This is a genomic window from Kitasatospora sp. MBT63, from assembly GCF_000710465.2.
GTDB lineage: Bacteria > Actinomycetota > Actinomycetes > Streptomycetales > Streptomycetaceae > Kitasatospora.
In genome coordinates this window covers 1-12753 of sequence record NZ_JAIZ01000259.1, presented here as the reverse complement: position 1 = coordinate 12753, position 12753 = coordinate 1, and the positions used below count along the sequence as shown (strand labels likewise).

13 protein-coding genes and 1 pseudogene are annotated in these 12753 nt (G+C 72.3%); 6 read left to right on the top strand and 8 right to left on the bottom strand.

The features are described from left to right. Together AA75_RS53465 and AA75_RS16440 are read right to left on the bottom strand one after the other, a co-directional pair. On the bottom strand, positions 1-1240 hold a 1240-nt coding region (locus AA75_RS53465; protein WP_149038179.1), incomplete at its 3' end, for an AAA family ATPase. Positions 1241-1341: 101 nt separating this feature from the next. Then, on the bottom strand, positions 1342-2067 hold the full coding sequence (locus AA75_RS16440; protein WP_149038178.1) for a hypothetical protein: 726 nt from the start codon (positions 2065-2067) through the stop codon (positions 1342-1344). A 766-nt stretch (positions 2068-2833) separates the two neighbouring features. Here AA75_RS16440 and AA75_RS16435 point away from each other — a divergent pair. Beyond that, positions 2834-3163 (top strand): MFS transporter, encoded by a 330-nt coding sequence (locus AA75_RS16435; RefSeq protein ID WP_149038177.1) that lies wholly within the window; start codon positions 2834-2836, stop codon positions 3161-3163. Beyond that, complete coding sequence (locus AA75_RS47520; protein WP_149038176.1) at positions 3133-3297, top strand: MFS transporter; 165 nt, start codon at positions 3133-3135, stop codon at positions 3295-3297. Before AA75_RS16435 ends, AA75_RS47520 begins: the two co-directional genes overlap by 31 nt. 67 nt (positions 3298-3364) lie before the next feature. Here the strand turns inward: AA75_RS47520 and AA75_RS16430 are convergent, their stop codons facing one another. Further along, a complete protein-coding gene (locus AA75_RS16430; RefSeq protein WP_033820790.1) occupies positions 3365-3664 on the bottom strand; it encodes a hypothetical protein in 300 nt (99 codons plus the stop codon). Positions 3665-4005: 341 nt separating this feature from the next. On the opposite strand from AA75_RS16430, the gene AA75_RS16425 reads away from it, so the two are divergent. Then, positions 4006-4482 carry a deaminase gene (locus AA75_RS16425; RefSeq protein ID WP_051812569.1) on the top strand — a complete coding sequence of 159 codons (477 nt, stop codon included), beginning with the start codon at positions 4006-4008 and terminating at the stop codon, positions 4480-4482. A gap of 54 nt (positions 4483-4536) precedes the next feature. On the opposite strand, the gene AA75_RS16420 is transcribed toward AA75_RS16425, so the two are convergent. Further along, positions 4537-5178: a choice-of-anchor C family protein gene (locus AA75_RS16420; RefSeq protein ID WP_033820789.1), complete on the bottom strand. Its 642-nt coding sequence runs from the start codon at positions 5176-5178 to the stop codon at positions 4537-4539. 377 nt (positions 5179-5555) lie between these two features. On the opposite strand from AA75_RS16420, the gene AA75_RS16415 reads away from it, so the two are divergent. Continuing rightward, positions 5556-5762, top strand: coding sequence for a hypothetical protein (locus AA75_RS16415; protein ID WP_033820788.1), 207 nt, complete (start codon positions 5556-5558; stop codon positions 5760-5762). 264 nt (positions 5763-6026) lie between these two features. Here AA75_RS16415 and AA75_RS16410 read toward each other — a convergent pair whose 3' ends face one another. From AA75_RS16410 to AA75_RS16395, 4 genes are all read right to left on the bottom strand, one after another. Then, complete coding sequence (locus AA75_RS16410) at positions 6027-7208, bottom strand: FAD-dependent monooxygenase (RefSeq protein WP_033820787.1); 1182 nt, start codon at positions 7206-7208, stop codon at positions 6027-6029. A 149-nt stretch (positions 7209-7357) separates the two neighbouring features. Then, entirely contained in the window at positions 7358-7726 is a 369-nt protein-coding gene (crcB, locus tag AA75_RS16405; protein WP_033820786.1) for a fluoride efflux transporter CrcB, read from the bottom strand. Positions 7727-7778: 52 nt separating this feature from the next. Continuing rightward, positions 7779-8393, bottom strand: a complete 615-nt coding sequence (crcB, locus tag AA75_RS16400) for a fluoride efflux transporter CrcB (RefSeq protein ID WP_233289039.1) — start codon at positions 8391-8393, stop codon at positions 7779-7781. A 98-nt stretch (positions 8394-8491) separates the two neighbouring features. Further along, positions 8492-10666, bottom strand: coding sequence for a transglycosylase domain-containing protein (locus tag AA75_RS16395; RefSeq protein ID WP_051812567.1), 2175 nt, complete (start codon positions 10664-10666; stop codon positions 8492-8494). A gap of 1159 nt (positions 10667-11825) precedes the next feature. Between AA75_RS16395 and AA75_RS16385 the strand changes: the two genes are divergently transcribed. Further along, a complete protein-coding gene (locus AA75_RS16385) occupies positions 11826-12182 on the top strand; it encodes a hypothetical protein (RefSeq protein ID WP_149038175.1) in 357 nt (118 codons plus the stop codon). Positions 12183-12214: 32 nt separating this feature from the next. After that, positions 12215-12753: pseudogene (locus tag AA75_RS16380) on the top strand (transcriptional regulator); the annotation flags it as partial.

The window sequence follows — 12753 nt, the reverse complement described above, 5'->3', positions numbered from 1 at the left end:
CCGCGTGATCGGTCGCCGCCACCCGGTGCGCCCACGCCGCCTTCGCGTCCACCACCGGAACGGCGGCCGTGTGCAGTTCACGCCGGCGCTGGGGCCGCATCACCCGGTAGACCGCGTCGCGCTGCAGCCGGTGGGTGATCGCCACCGGGGAGGACGGTTCGGAGGGGGCCCACTCCACCAGTCCCGAGGCCAGCAGCGGACCGAGCGCCAGCGAGGTGTCCGCCACCCCCGCGACCCGGCCCGCCAGCACCAGCGGCACCCGGGCGTCCAGCACCGCCAGCGCCTCCACCAACGCCCGGCCGTCCTGCGGCAGCCCCACCAGAGTGCGCCGGACCGCCTCCGCCAGCGACTCCGGCACCGGCAGTCCCACCTGCGCGTCCGCCAACCCCGCCGACCCCAACGCCGCCACCAGCGACCTCACGTACAACGGATGCCCACCCGTGTGCTCCCACACCCTGCGCACCGCAGCCACACCCGCACTGCTCCCGCCGGCCGCGCCATACGCCCCGGCCAGCAGACGGCCGACATCCGCCTCCCCGAGCCCGCCCAGCCGCACCACCTGGGCGTTCGGCGCTCCCGCCACCAGCCGCTGCCACTCCTGCGCCCGCTCCCCCGCCAACGTCCCCTCATCGACCGGCCCCCTGGTGCGGACCGTCGCCAGCACCAGCACCTGGTCCGCCCACAACCGGCGCATCACGAACCGCAGAACCCGCAACGACTCCTCGTCCATCCACTGCGCGTCGTCGACCACCAGCACCACCGGCCCCGAGTCCTGCACCGCCCCCAGCAGGTCCACCAACTCCGCCCCCACCGCCACCGGCGTCACCGACGGCCCCAGCACCCCACCCAGCACCGCGAACTCCCGCAGCAACACCCGGCCCGCCTGACGGCGCCACTGTTCCACGACCCCGTACGGCCAGTCCTGCTCCGCCGCATCACACGACGCCCACCACACCGACCACCCCTCCAACCCCTCCACCACCCGCCGCACCAACGACGTCTTCCCGATCCCCGCCTCCCCCTCCACCTCCACCAACCACGGCACACCCGCCGCAGCCCCCACCACACACGACCCCAGCACACCCAGCTCGACCTCACGCCCCACGAAGCCGGAAGACGTGCCCACGGACGACCCTGTCTCCATGCCCAGCCACCTACGCTCCAGCCACCAAAAGATGAAATAAACGCCCAGAATGTTAATTATCGAACCGTATGTTCGAAATTGCTGTTCGAGTGGCACCCGGGCGGATCCACACCAGCGACGCCGTGCGGCCCCGCGCGCCGTGCGCGCCGCGTACGGACGCCCCGCAGGTGGAGCGCCTCCGTGTGGATGACGGGTGCTCAGGGCCGGATACGGGCCGCGGCGATGGGACGCTCGGCCGCGGTGAACGCCCCGGGAGCGTCCGGGCTGCGCCGGTACCCGGCGATGCGACCGGTGCTGCGGTCCTCGTACAGGACCATGTGGCCGTAGCCGACGCCGTCGCCGGTCCCGGCGCCCCCGAGTGCCCGGGTGTCCGGATAGGCGTCGAACAGGTCCGGGAAGCCGGCCCGGGTTCCGTGCGGGCGGCTGCTGCAGTCGACCACCTCGAAGACGTGCGGCAGGACGGGCAGCGGGAAGCGACGGTCCGCCGGGTGCGGGAGGAGCCCCCGGTGGCGGCGGACTATCACGATGTGCCCGGAGTAGACCGCCTCCTTCGGTCGGTTGTAGTCGACCGACAGGAGATCACCGGGCAGGAGATCACGCACGGTGGTGACCGGACGGAAGTGCGGGATGCCCCGGGCGAAGGCGGCCCGATAGGCTCTGGCATTCGGCGAGTGGCAATGCGGCCCCCAGTCGGCGACATGGTCACGCAAGAAGCGCTCGGTGGCCCAGCCGGACGAGGTACCGGGTCCGTAGGCGCGCTCGACGACACGGGTGAGGAAGCTCGCGCAGCGCGACAGCACGTAGAAGTCCTCTGCCGCACCGGGCGATCCCCAGCGGACCTGGTCGGGAAGGCCGTCGAAGCGGCCGGCGTGCCGGTACCGGTTGCGGCCGAGCTCCCACGGCAGCGCTGCCAGGTGGTCCACGAGCGTCTCGGCCTCCGCCAGATGCGGGGGCCGCGCCGTGCGGGCGGAAGACCGGTCCGCCGGTGCCGCCGTCATCGCGCTGCCGCCCTTGCGAGCGGGAAGATTCCGTTCCGCACCGGCATCGACCTCCTGCGTCCTCGCCCGCCCCCACCCTCCCGCAGAGCGACCGGGAACTCCTGCACCTCCGGGTGTCGGTTCAGGCAGAGGTCAGGTCGTGGCTCCGGCCGGCCGGTCACCCTGGTGCGGGCCGTGCAGCTCCTGCTGCCGCAGGGCCTCGCAGAGCAGATCGAGGCCCTGCGGAGGTGCCGCCGATGGGTGCCGTACGGCAGGCCGAGCCGCCGGGCGGACCCGCATCAGGACGCAGACGGCGAAGGCTGGATTCCATGAACGGCAGGTCACCCAGCCAGCCGAACAGCAGATGGGCGTCCACCGGCTCGTCGGAGAACGGGCCCAGCTCCGCGACGTGCCACTTGACCGCCTGGTCAAGGCAGGGGGAGCGCCGATGAGACCTGACGGAAAACCACATACGCGAGGAGGCAACGGCGTAGAGGTGTCACCGCCCGGCCCTCTTCCGGTGTGGACTCGGGGCAACAGTGCGGGCAGGTCGTGGTGGCCGGTGGACGGTCCTGGAAGGCAGCCGTTCACGGCGTCGGGCGTGGGACGGTCGGGGGTCCCTCTGAAGGCCGGGCGTCGCGTACGACCCCCCGCGGCTTCCCGCGCCACCGTGTGCGGCGCGGGCGTCGCATGTTGAAGGACACGACCGACATTGCCACGTCAGCTTCGTCATCTCTCCGCCGCCGGCCTGCCCGCAGACCCCCGGACGGCACTGTACGTGCTGTGCGTCAGCTTCTTCATGATCTGTCTGGATGCCACGGTCGTGAACGTGGCCGTTCCCGACATCCGGGCATCCCTCGGGGCCTCGCTCAACGACGCCGTGTGGGTCAACAGCGCCTACGCCCTCTGCTACGCCGTCCCCCTCATCCTCGCGGGCCGACTCGGCGACCGCTACGGCCCCAAGCGGATCTTCCTCATCGGCCTGGCCGGTTTCACCGCGGCGTCGCTGGCATGCGCCCTGGCCCCGACGCCCCGGCGCTGATCACGGCCCGCGCTGCCCAGGGGGCCTCCGCCGCGCTGACCGCGCCCCAGACCATGTCGCTGATCGTCCACCTCTTTCCCGCCGAGCGCCGCGGCAGGGCTCTGGGTGTGTGGGGCGCGGTCGGCGGCGTCTGAACGTGCTGGTGCGGCCGGGCCGTCGGTGGCCCGGACGGAGCCCGGGCCACCATCCCCCGCTGAGCGGCTACTCGGCGCCGCTGACCCCGGGCGCGACGAACCGCCGGTGGAGCGGCGCGAACGAGGTCTCGGGGGCACCGGTGATCCCCGCCTTCTCGACCGCCGGCGACAGCCGCTCGGCGAGGAAGGCCTCGAATGCCTGCTGGGACTCCCATACGTCCGTCACATGCAGGCCCTGCGCGTCGAACCAGGCCACATGGACCTGCCCGCCGGCCGCCGGGACCTGCTCCCAGTCCACCGCGTCCCGCACCACGTCGTACTGCTCCGGCGTGACCCCGGACCAGCGCATCGACATCACCACAGCCATACTCGTTCCCTTCGCTCAGCAGCGGCGTACCTGTCCGCACCAGCCAACAACCCCCGGTGCCGCGCCACATCTCCACGGCAGCCGACGGCATCCCCGGGCGGAACGGGCCCGTTTATCGTCGCGCCCCGCGCATTCGGCCGACAGAGCGCGCGGAGGCCCGCAGCCACCACCCGGAAGCCACCAACGCCCGGTACACGGTGCACCCTGAGAACATTCCGGGAGCAGGGGGACCGTCGGCAGGCGTCTCACGGGGCTTTGGGCCTAGCTTGGCTGTGTGTCGCCCGGAAGCCCCGGCCGGAAGGCCCCCGCCGGACCGCCCTCCTCGCAGCCAGGAGAACCTGATGAAGGAAGCACGTGTCTTTCCGGAGACCCCCGCGCTCGAGCAGGCCATGGCGGAGGCGCTCGCGACGGTGGAGACGGACGGCGCGACACCCTTCGGCGCCGTGCTGCTCGACGTCGCCGGGAACATCGTGGCCTTCTCGGCGGCCAACACCTGCGCCGAGGACGGACCCTTGGCGCACGCCGAGATGAACGTCATGTGGCTGGCCCTGCGCGAGCGGTCCGACCTGCGCGGTCTGGTGCTGGTGAGCACCGTGGAGCCCTGCCCGATGTGCTCGTGCGCCGCCGTCATGAGCGCAGTGGACGGTATCGCCTTCGGCACCTCCATCGCGACGATCGCGGGACTCGGCTGGCCGCAGGTCATGATCTCCAGTGACCACATCGCCGACGCCCACACGCTGCGCCGGATCCCGGTCGTCGGCGGAGTGCTCGGCGACCGGACGGACGCCCTGGCCCGGCGGAGCGTGCCGTCGCGGTAGCGCGGTCAGGCCCCACGCTCCGGGGCGTGGGGCTGTGCGCATCGCCGCTGCCGGCTACTTGTGCAGTCGGAAGGTTTCGACCTTGACGTTGTCGATGAGCGGGCCACTGGGCGACGGGTTGGAAGGGTCTCCCGTGGTGCTGGCGAAAGTCAACGTCGTGGACTTGTCCGCAGCGATGAAGGTGACCTGCTGTTGCTTCCAGCCGAGATCGTTCACGGTCTTCCCGGTCACATCGACGGAGAAGTCCTGGACCTTCTGCCCGTTGATTTTCACTTCGCCGGTCTTCACGGCAGGGCCTCGCTGAGGATTGCCGGCCAGGGAGAAGGTCAGCTTGTACATCTCCCCCTTCTTCGTGGCGAATGTCTGCTCCACGGCGCCGGGCTGGGTGATGTTGAGATCGGTCGCATTGGTGCCGTTGAGATCGAGGATCTGGCTGCCGTCTGCCGTCTGCCAGCCGCGAACCAGGTCGACCGTCTTCACGGTGACCTTCCACGGCCCGATGGTGTTGTTATCGGATTCCGTGCTGCGAAAGGTTTTGATCTGCTGGGATATCTGGGGGGTCTCGAAACTTCCGTCGCTGAATGCCGGCGACTTCCGGTCGTTTGCGTAGCTGCTCTGAGTCGCGACCGTCATGGATCCGGCGGCGCCTGCGAGGCTGATCGCGGCGGTGGTGATGACGAAGAATCTGGACGGCATTGTTCAAGCCTCTCGAATGCTGATCCCGGAGAATCTCGTGACGGTGGTCCCCCTGGCGGACGGCCCGGCGCCGGCCGGATGGGGCTGTCAAGTCTCGACTCCGGCTCAGCCTCCGGGAATGGTCTTCTAGGCCGACCTCGGGGCGGACGGATGTTCACCATGGGGTGGGCGGCAAGGAAGGCCGGGTGGCTTCCGCTGCCGCTGCTGCCGCGGTTTCGGAGCCGGGCCGGCGGCGGCGCGCCGCGCGGTCGTCCCAGCCGGCGGGCGGTGTTGCCGGGGCAAGCACGGGGGTCGGAGGGGTTGCAGTATGGGAGTGGGCGGGGTGGCTGCGGCGGTCGGCGCCCGGGCGGCCCGGCGGACGGCGCGAGGGAGACGAGATGGAGTCGAACGAGCCTTCGATCATTTCGGCGGAGGCCGAAGCACGCACCGAGTTGCTGAAGGCGATCAGCGCGGAGATCCGTGCGCTGGGCCGGTACGGCGGACAGAATCACCGCGCCCTGCTGGAGTTGGCCCACGCGTATGCGCTGGTGACCGGGAGCATCGGAGCGGCGACGGCCGTCCCCGCTCCGGAGCAGCGGTTGTAGCCGCAAGCTCCGGTGCGAGGCCCTTCGGGCAGACCGTGCGGCACCGGCGGTTGACCTGACGGTCCGAGGCGGCTGCTCGACGGCGTGCTCTCCTTGAGGCCGGGCTTCGTCGCACTGGGAAGCGGGGCGAAGCGGGTGGCAATCGGCCACCGCCTGGTGGCCGGCCCGCGGTGACTCCCCATCGGAGCGGGCCGGCCGCCCGGTCCACGCGCCCGGCACCGGGCAGCGGGACGCGGGCGGGGGACGGACCGGGCCGAGGCCCTGCTACCGGGGCAGACGAAAGCCGTTGAAGAGATCGTCCATACCGCGCAGGGCCAGCCGGGCAGGGGTGGCACGGACGGCGAGGTCGCGGGCCGCCGCCGCGAGCGGGTTGCGGATGGCTCCCAGGCGGCCGACCCGGCGGCCACGGACACGCACCGCGTCGGTCCGGTTGCGGCGGGCGGCGCTGTACGCGGCCAGAGCGGCCGGGACCGCGTCCGAGCCGCCGCCACCGTCTCCGGCGGGCAGCAGGTGGGCGAGGACCACCGCGTCCTCGATGGCCTGGCAGCCGCCCTGGCCGAGGTTGGGCGCCATGGCGTGGGCGGCGTCGCCGAGCCAGGCGATCCGGCCGTGGTGCAGGCGCGGGAGCGGGGCGGCCAGGTCGTGGAGGTCGTTCTGGAGGACGTCCGTGGGGGAGAGTCGGTCGATGTGATCCAGCAGGGCCGGGATCGGGTCGTGCCAGGAACCGAAGCGACGCCGGAGTTCGGCACGCGGGTCGGCCGACCGGGTGCCGGCCGGGACGACCGCGGTGGCGTAGAGGTACAGCCGGCCGTCGGAGAGCGGCGTCACACCGAATCGTTGGCCCCGCCCCCAGGTCTCGCTCATGGCCGCGATCCGCAGGTGCGGGGCGTCGACGACGGCCCGCCAGGCGGTCTCGCCGATGTAGTGCAGACCCGGGTGGGCGGGGAAGTGCGCGCGGCGCAGCGGGCTGTGGATGCCGTCGGCGGCGACGACGAGGTCCGCCGGAAGGTCCCGGCCGACGGCCGTCCGGACGATCGGGTTGCCTGAGGAGCCGTCAACGGCCGTCACGGCGGTGCCGTAGCGAAGGGCTTCCGGCGGCAGTGCGGAGGCGAGGGCGCCGGTGAGGGCCGGGCGCGGGACGGCGATCGGGGGCACGCCGTAGCGGGCCGTCAGGTCGGCGGTGTCGGCCCGGGTGAGCCACCTGCCGTCGGCGCGGCGTAGACCCATGGTGGCGGGTACGGCACGGCCCGCGGCGTGGGCGGCGTCGACGCCGATGGTGTCGAGCGCGCGCAGGGCGTTGGGGGCGAGCCCGATGCCGGCGCCGGTGGCGGGGGGTTCGGGGGCGCGTTCGCAGACGGTGACGTGCCAGTCGCGGCGGTGCAGTGCGACGGCGGCGGTGAGGCCGCCTATTCCGGCACCGACCACCACCGCGTGACGTTTCGTCATGGCACACATCTCCGCTCGGTCCGGTACCTGTTACCGTCCGGGATTCTCGCATCGGCCATCGGCCATCGGCCATCGGCCATCGGCCACCGGCCACGAGGCGGGTGCCGTGCCGCGCCGCCCGTACTGCGGGCCGCAGCCGTCCAGCACTCTCACAGGGCGGTGAGCAGCGCGTGGCCGGCGGCTGCGGCGGCCAGGCCCGATGCCAGGCTGCCGAGGGCGTTGAGTCCGGCTTCGGTGAGGGAGCCACCCTCGAGGAGCCGGACGGTTTCGAAGGTGACGGTGCTGAAGGTGGTGAGGGCGCCGCAGACGCCGGTGCCGAGCAGCAGCATGGCGTTGTGGGGCAGGCCGTGGGCATGGGCGGCACCGGTGAGGGCACCGAGGACGAACGCGCCGCAGACGTTGACGGTGAGGGTGCCCCAGGGGAAGACGCTGTCGTGGCGGGCCTGGACGGCCTTGTCGGTGAGGTAGCGCAGCGGCGCGCCGACCATGCCGCCGAGGAAGACGATGAGCAAGGCCATCAGGTGTTCCCCCGGGGACCGGTGGACACGGGGTGGTGGAGCAGTGGGCCCATCACCGGTTTGCTTCCGAGGGGGGACGGGTGGTGGCCGTACGGTCGGCTTCGGCCCGCCGCTGTGGGCCACCGGACACGGGCGGGCGGGCGAGGCGGCGGGTGGCGGCGATGCCGGTCCACGCGGCGGCGAGACCGACGACGAGGCTGGTGAGCGCGTAGGCGTCGGCGACGGCGAGGTGCCCGCGGGCGAGCAGGTCGCGCAGCTCGACGGCGTACGTGGAGAAGGTGGTGAACCCGCCGAGGAGGCCGACGCCGAGGAACGGCCGGGCGTAGCGGTTCGGCGGCCGGACCTCCAGCACGTGGACCATCAGGACGCCGAGCAGCAGGCTGCCGGTGATGTTGGTGGTGAAGGTCGCCCACGGAAAGCCACCGACAGGGGTGGGCCAGGCCCGGGCGAGGGTGTAACGGGCGATGCTGCCCACTCCGCCGCCCACGGCGACGACCGCGACGACGTCGCACTGGCGCGGCCGGGCGGGGCGCTGCACTCCGGCTGGTTCTGCGGGCAGCGGGACGGCCGTGTCGGGATCGATCGGCAGGACATCGGCACCGTCGGCAGGGGGACGGCCGTGAGTACCGGACGGGGCGTTCAGACGGCGGTGCATTGTGTCTCCCACCTGGCGACCGTGGTGTGGAAGCCCAGACGGCTCGGTGCCCGGGCCGTTGGCCGGGCGGAACGGACGAGGGATGACGGACACGCCCTCCCGTCGGCGGCTCAGGATGTCCGGCGACCCGGTACGACCGGGTTCCCGGTGGTGTCGGTGGTGGTGCTGTCGTCGGTCGGGGTGTCGCTCGAACGGGGAGTCGTGGCGCCGCGGCCCGTGGTGGAACCGCGGGTGGGGGATTGTTCGGCCGGGTCGGACGGCGGGTCGAAGGCCGTGCTCGGAGAGGGGACGGCGGTGGGCGCGGCCGGAGTGGCGGGTGTGGGGGACGGGGTCGGCTTGCGGGTTGGGCTCGGCCGAGGAGTGGACGGTGTGGTGGCGGGGGCCTTCGGCGCGGGACGGTCGGCCGGTTGCGCGAAGTCGGTGACCGGCGTGCCGGCCAGCGCGGCCTTGGCGTAGGCGGCCCAGATCTGGGCCGGGAAGCGGCCGCCCGCGGCCTGGCCGGTGCCGCCGACGCCGTCGAGGGCGACCTGCTTGCCGGTTGCCGGGTCCTGGCCGAACAGGGCCACCGCGGTCACCAGTTCGGGGGTGTAGCCGACGAACCAGACCGAGCGGGAATTGTCGGTGGTGCCGGTCTTGCCGGCGGCCGGGCGGTCGATCTGGGCCCGGTTGCCGGTTCCGCCGGGGTCGGCGATCACTCCGCGCAGCATGTCGGTGGTGGCGCGGGCGGTCTCCGTGGTGACGGCCTGCGCCTGGTGGTGTTCGGGCAGGGCGACCGGTTCGCCCTCGTGCTGCAGCGCCTGCACGATCCAGGGATCGGTCTGCAGACCGTCGTTGTCCAGGGTCGCGTAGACGCCCGCCATGTCCAGGGCGGAGGGGGTGGCGACGCCGAGCGTGATCGCGGGGTTCGCCGCCAGTCCGGGGGTGCCGGAGGGCAGACCGAGCGCGACGGCGGTGTCCCGGACCCGGGCCAGACCGGTGTCCTGGGCGACCTGGGCGAACACGGAGTTGACCGACCAGTCGGTCGCCTGCTGCAGGGTGATCCGGCCCCAGTTGCGATCGCCCTCATTGGGCGGGGCGTACGGGACGCCCTTTCCGCCCTGGACCGGGCGCCGACTGGTGCCGTCGTACACGGTGTCGGGGGTGATCGGGGTGCCGCCCTGGGTCTTTGCCCCGCTGTTCAGGGCCGCGGCCAGCGTTATCGCCTTGAAGGTGGATCCGGCCTGGTAGTCCCGGCGGGTGGCGTTGTCCACCCAGTGCTCGGTCGCGTCCTGCCCCCCGTACAGGGCGAGGACGGCACCGGTGCCCGGGTCCACCGATGCGGCGCCCGCCTGGACGGCGGCGTCCGCGGGCCGGGTGGACGGCGTGAGCTGGTCGGTGAGCTGGGTGCGGACGGCGTCCTGGAGCTGCTGCTGGCGGACGGGATCCACGGACAGGGTGATGGTGTAGCCGCCGTGGGCGAGTTGGGCGTCGGTGAGGATCTCGTGCGAGGTGAGGTACTCGGTGGCCTCGCCGACCAGGTAACCCGTCTGACCCGAGAGACCGGAGGGTTTCCTGGGCTCCAGGACCGTCGGAAAGCCGAGCCCGGCCCGTTGGTCGGCGGCCAGCCAGCCCTCTTTGACCATGCCGTCCAGCACGTAGTTCCAGCGGGCGACGGCGTTGCGGTGCCCCTGCGGAGTGGCGGTGGACACGTCGAAGGTGGCGGGGGCGTTCAGGAGCGTGGCCAGGTAGGCGCCCTGGGCGGCGTCGAGCCGGCCGGGGTCCACGCCGAAGTACGCCTGGGCGGCGGCCTTGATGCCGTACGCCCCGCGGCCGTAGTAGCAGGTGTTGAGATAGCCGGCCAGCACCTCGTCCTTGGTCTCGACGGCGTCGACCCGGATCGCGATGAACATCTCCTTCACCTTGCGGCTGATGCTCTGGTCCTGGGTGAGATAGGTGTTCTTGACGTACTGCTGGGTGATCGTCGAACCACCCTGCGCCCCCTTGCCCCTGGCCGCGTTCACGACGGACCTCAGGATGCCCTTGGTATTGAGCGCGCCCTCCTCGTAGAAACTCCGGTCCTCGGCCGCGAGGGTCGCGTGCCGGGCGGGGACGGAGATCTCGTCCAGCGGGACGTTCTGCCGGTTGGTGTCACCGGTGCGGGCGAGCAGCGTGCCGTCGCGGTACAGCCAGGTGTTGCTCTGGGCGGTGGCGGCCGCGTGGGCGTCGGGAATGCGCACCACGGAGATGCCGACGGCGACCGCGCACCCGGGCACCAAGGCGGCGAGCGCCACGATCAGCAGGATCATCCGCCAGGTCGGTATGAGCCGGCGCAGCCCCGTACGAGGCCGGCGTCGCAGACGGCGGAGCCGGAGTCCGCGCCGGACGGCCTTGATCCACGTGCGGGGAGACATCTGCAACGGGCCCTTTCTGTACGCCCTGCGAGGCCGCTCGCCTGGATGCGCCCGGCCCGCTCGATCCCCGAACCGGGCTCAGGAACGACCCGGTACCAGGAATGATGTCGGGCGCCGCGCGCCACGCCCTGCCCCAGGGCGTGGCGCGTAGGGACGCCGGACCGGAGGATCGGGGCAGACATCGGTGCCCCGGCCGCCGTCCGCTTCGGCTGCCGCGGTCTCGGTCTCGGTCGCAAGGTAACCGACCGGTAACTTTTGTGTCGTCAGACGTCACCCCGACAGTCCGTACGGCAAGGTCGCGGCCCGGTGCCACCGCACCATGAAGGAGGTCCGTCCGCATGTACGAGGGGGAGGCCGCCGACCGTCCCGAACCGGGTCTCGCCCGATCGGCGCAGGTGCCGCCCACGGCCACCAGCGTGGCGTGGAGTGAGGTGTGGGATCCCACCGGCATCGCCCACCGGTACGGTGTCGTCGGCGCCTTGCTGGGGGCGGGTATCGACGCGGCCCGGATACAGGTGTTCCACGATCCGGAGAGCGGTGGAGCTTACTGGGTCGTCGCCCTCGGGGGCGGACGTCTGGCCGTACTGACCGACGACACCGAGGAGCACGCGGGTCATCTGGAGGGACCGTGGCCGTTCAAGGCGGTGTTCCTCAGCCCGGACCGAGTCCGAACGGAGATCGCCCACTCGATCAACGATCTCACCGCTCAGACCGTCACGTGGTGCACCGAGGCCCTGGCGCCCCGGGCGGCTCCTGCCGAGGGTGAGGGGCCCGACGTTCGTCGCCGCCTCCTACGACTCCATCGGGGGCGATGCCGGCTGGAATGCCATGCTGCGGGAACGCGCGGTGTGCGACGGCTGTGGGGACCGGTACCGGCTGGAGAACATCGGACTGTGCACCGGATGCATGAGGTACACCTGCTACGCCTGCGGCGCCCACGGGTCCTGCGCCGGCGAGACTCTCTGACCTGCGCCGTCGGCGGTCCCGGAGTCGCCCGAGGAATGCTTTATTAAGAATCTCTAGGTTCCTAGATCGATGTCGCTATGCTTCTCTTGTGACTTCTTACGGCGATGATCTCGGGCGGGTGGAGAGGGAGCTCCACGAGGCGGAGCGGGAGCGGGACCTGCTGGGCGTGCGCATCGAGGGGCTGAGGGCCCAGCGCGACGCACTCAGGCGGCTCGTCGAGGCACCGGTCATGCAGCAGCGGGAGATCAAGGACCTGACGAAGGCCGAGGCGATCGTCAAGGTCCTGCAGTCGTCCGAACGGCCGATGGGCCTGGGCGAGATCGCGCAGGCGCTGACCGCGGCGGGCAGGAGGACGAACAGCAACGGTGCCTCCGTCTACCTCGACGGCCTGCTCAAGGCCGGCCGCGTCGTACGGGTCCGGCGCGGCCAGTACCGGGCGGCCTGAGAACACCGTCGAGCGAGCGAGGGAAGACGAGCATGACCGCAACGACGCCCGGCCTCCCGGATCCGGTGGACCCGGTGGACGCGCTGCTGAACGCCGGACCGCGCCGCGCCGCGCCGCTGCCCGAGCCTGCCGAGCGGGTGTGGTTGAGGACCGCGTACGGCCTCACGAAGGCCGAGACCGCCAAGGCCCTCGCCGTGTCGGCCGGCACGTTCGCCGCCTGGGAGTCCGGGCAGCGCGACCCGCAGGGCGAGGGCCGCGCCGCCTACGCGAAACTGCTCGAAGGCATCGCCGACCGGCTCGCCCGGGCGGCCGGGAGCACGCCGCAGCCGGTGGCGCCGCAGGCACCCACCACCGGTCCCGACCGGCAGCCCGAACCCGCCGACGCGTCACACCCGGTGGCACTCGACCACAGCAGCAGCGGCGCGCCGGTGATGGCGGAACCGGCACCCTGCGTGCGCTGCGGGCAACCGTCGGTCTACCGCGCCGGCGGCCGACCGATGCACCTCGGGGGCTTCTGCCGCCCCGCCGCCGCACCGGCCGTACCTGCCCCTGGCCCCGCCGCCCCCGGCCC

Coding starts and splice junctions, on each gene's coding strand:
- AA75_RS16395 (WP_051812567.1), bottom strand. CDS start 10,666: ATGATCCTGCTGATCGTGGCGCTCGCCGCCTTGGTGCCCGGGTGCGCG.
- AA75_RS16420 (WP_033820789.1), bottom strand. CDS start 5,178: ATGCCGTCCAGATTCTTCGTCATCACCACCGCCGCGATCAGCCTCGCA.
- AA75_RS47520 (WP_149038176.1), top strand. CDS start 3,133: ATGCGCCCTGGCCCCGACGCCCCGGCGCTGATCACGGCCCGCGCTGCC.
- crcB (WP_033820786.1), bottom strand. CDS start 7,726: ATGGCCTTGCTCATCGTCTTCCTCGGCGGCATGGTCGGCGCGCCGCTG.
- AA75_RS16410 (WP_033820787.1), bottom strand. CDS start 7,208: ATGACGAAACGTCACGCGGTGGTGGTCGGTGCCGGAATAGGCGGCCTC.
- AA75_RS16425 (WP_051812569.1), top strand. CDS start 4,006: ATGAAGGAAGCACGTGTCTTTCCGGAGACCCCCGCGCTCGAGCAGGCC.
- AA75_RS16415 (WP_033820788.1), top strand. CDS start 5,556: ATGGAGTCGAACGAGCCTTCGATCATTTCGGCGGAGGCCGAAGCACGC.
- AA75_RS16430 (WP_033820790.1), bottom strand. CDS start 3,664: ATGGCTGTGGTGATGTCGATGCGCTGGTCCGGGGTCACGCCGGAGCAG.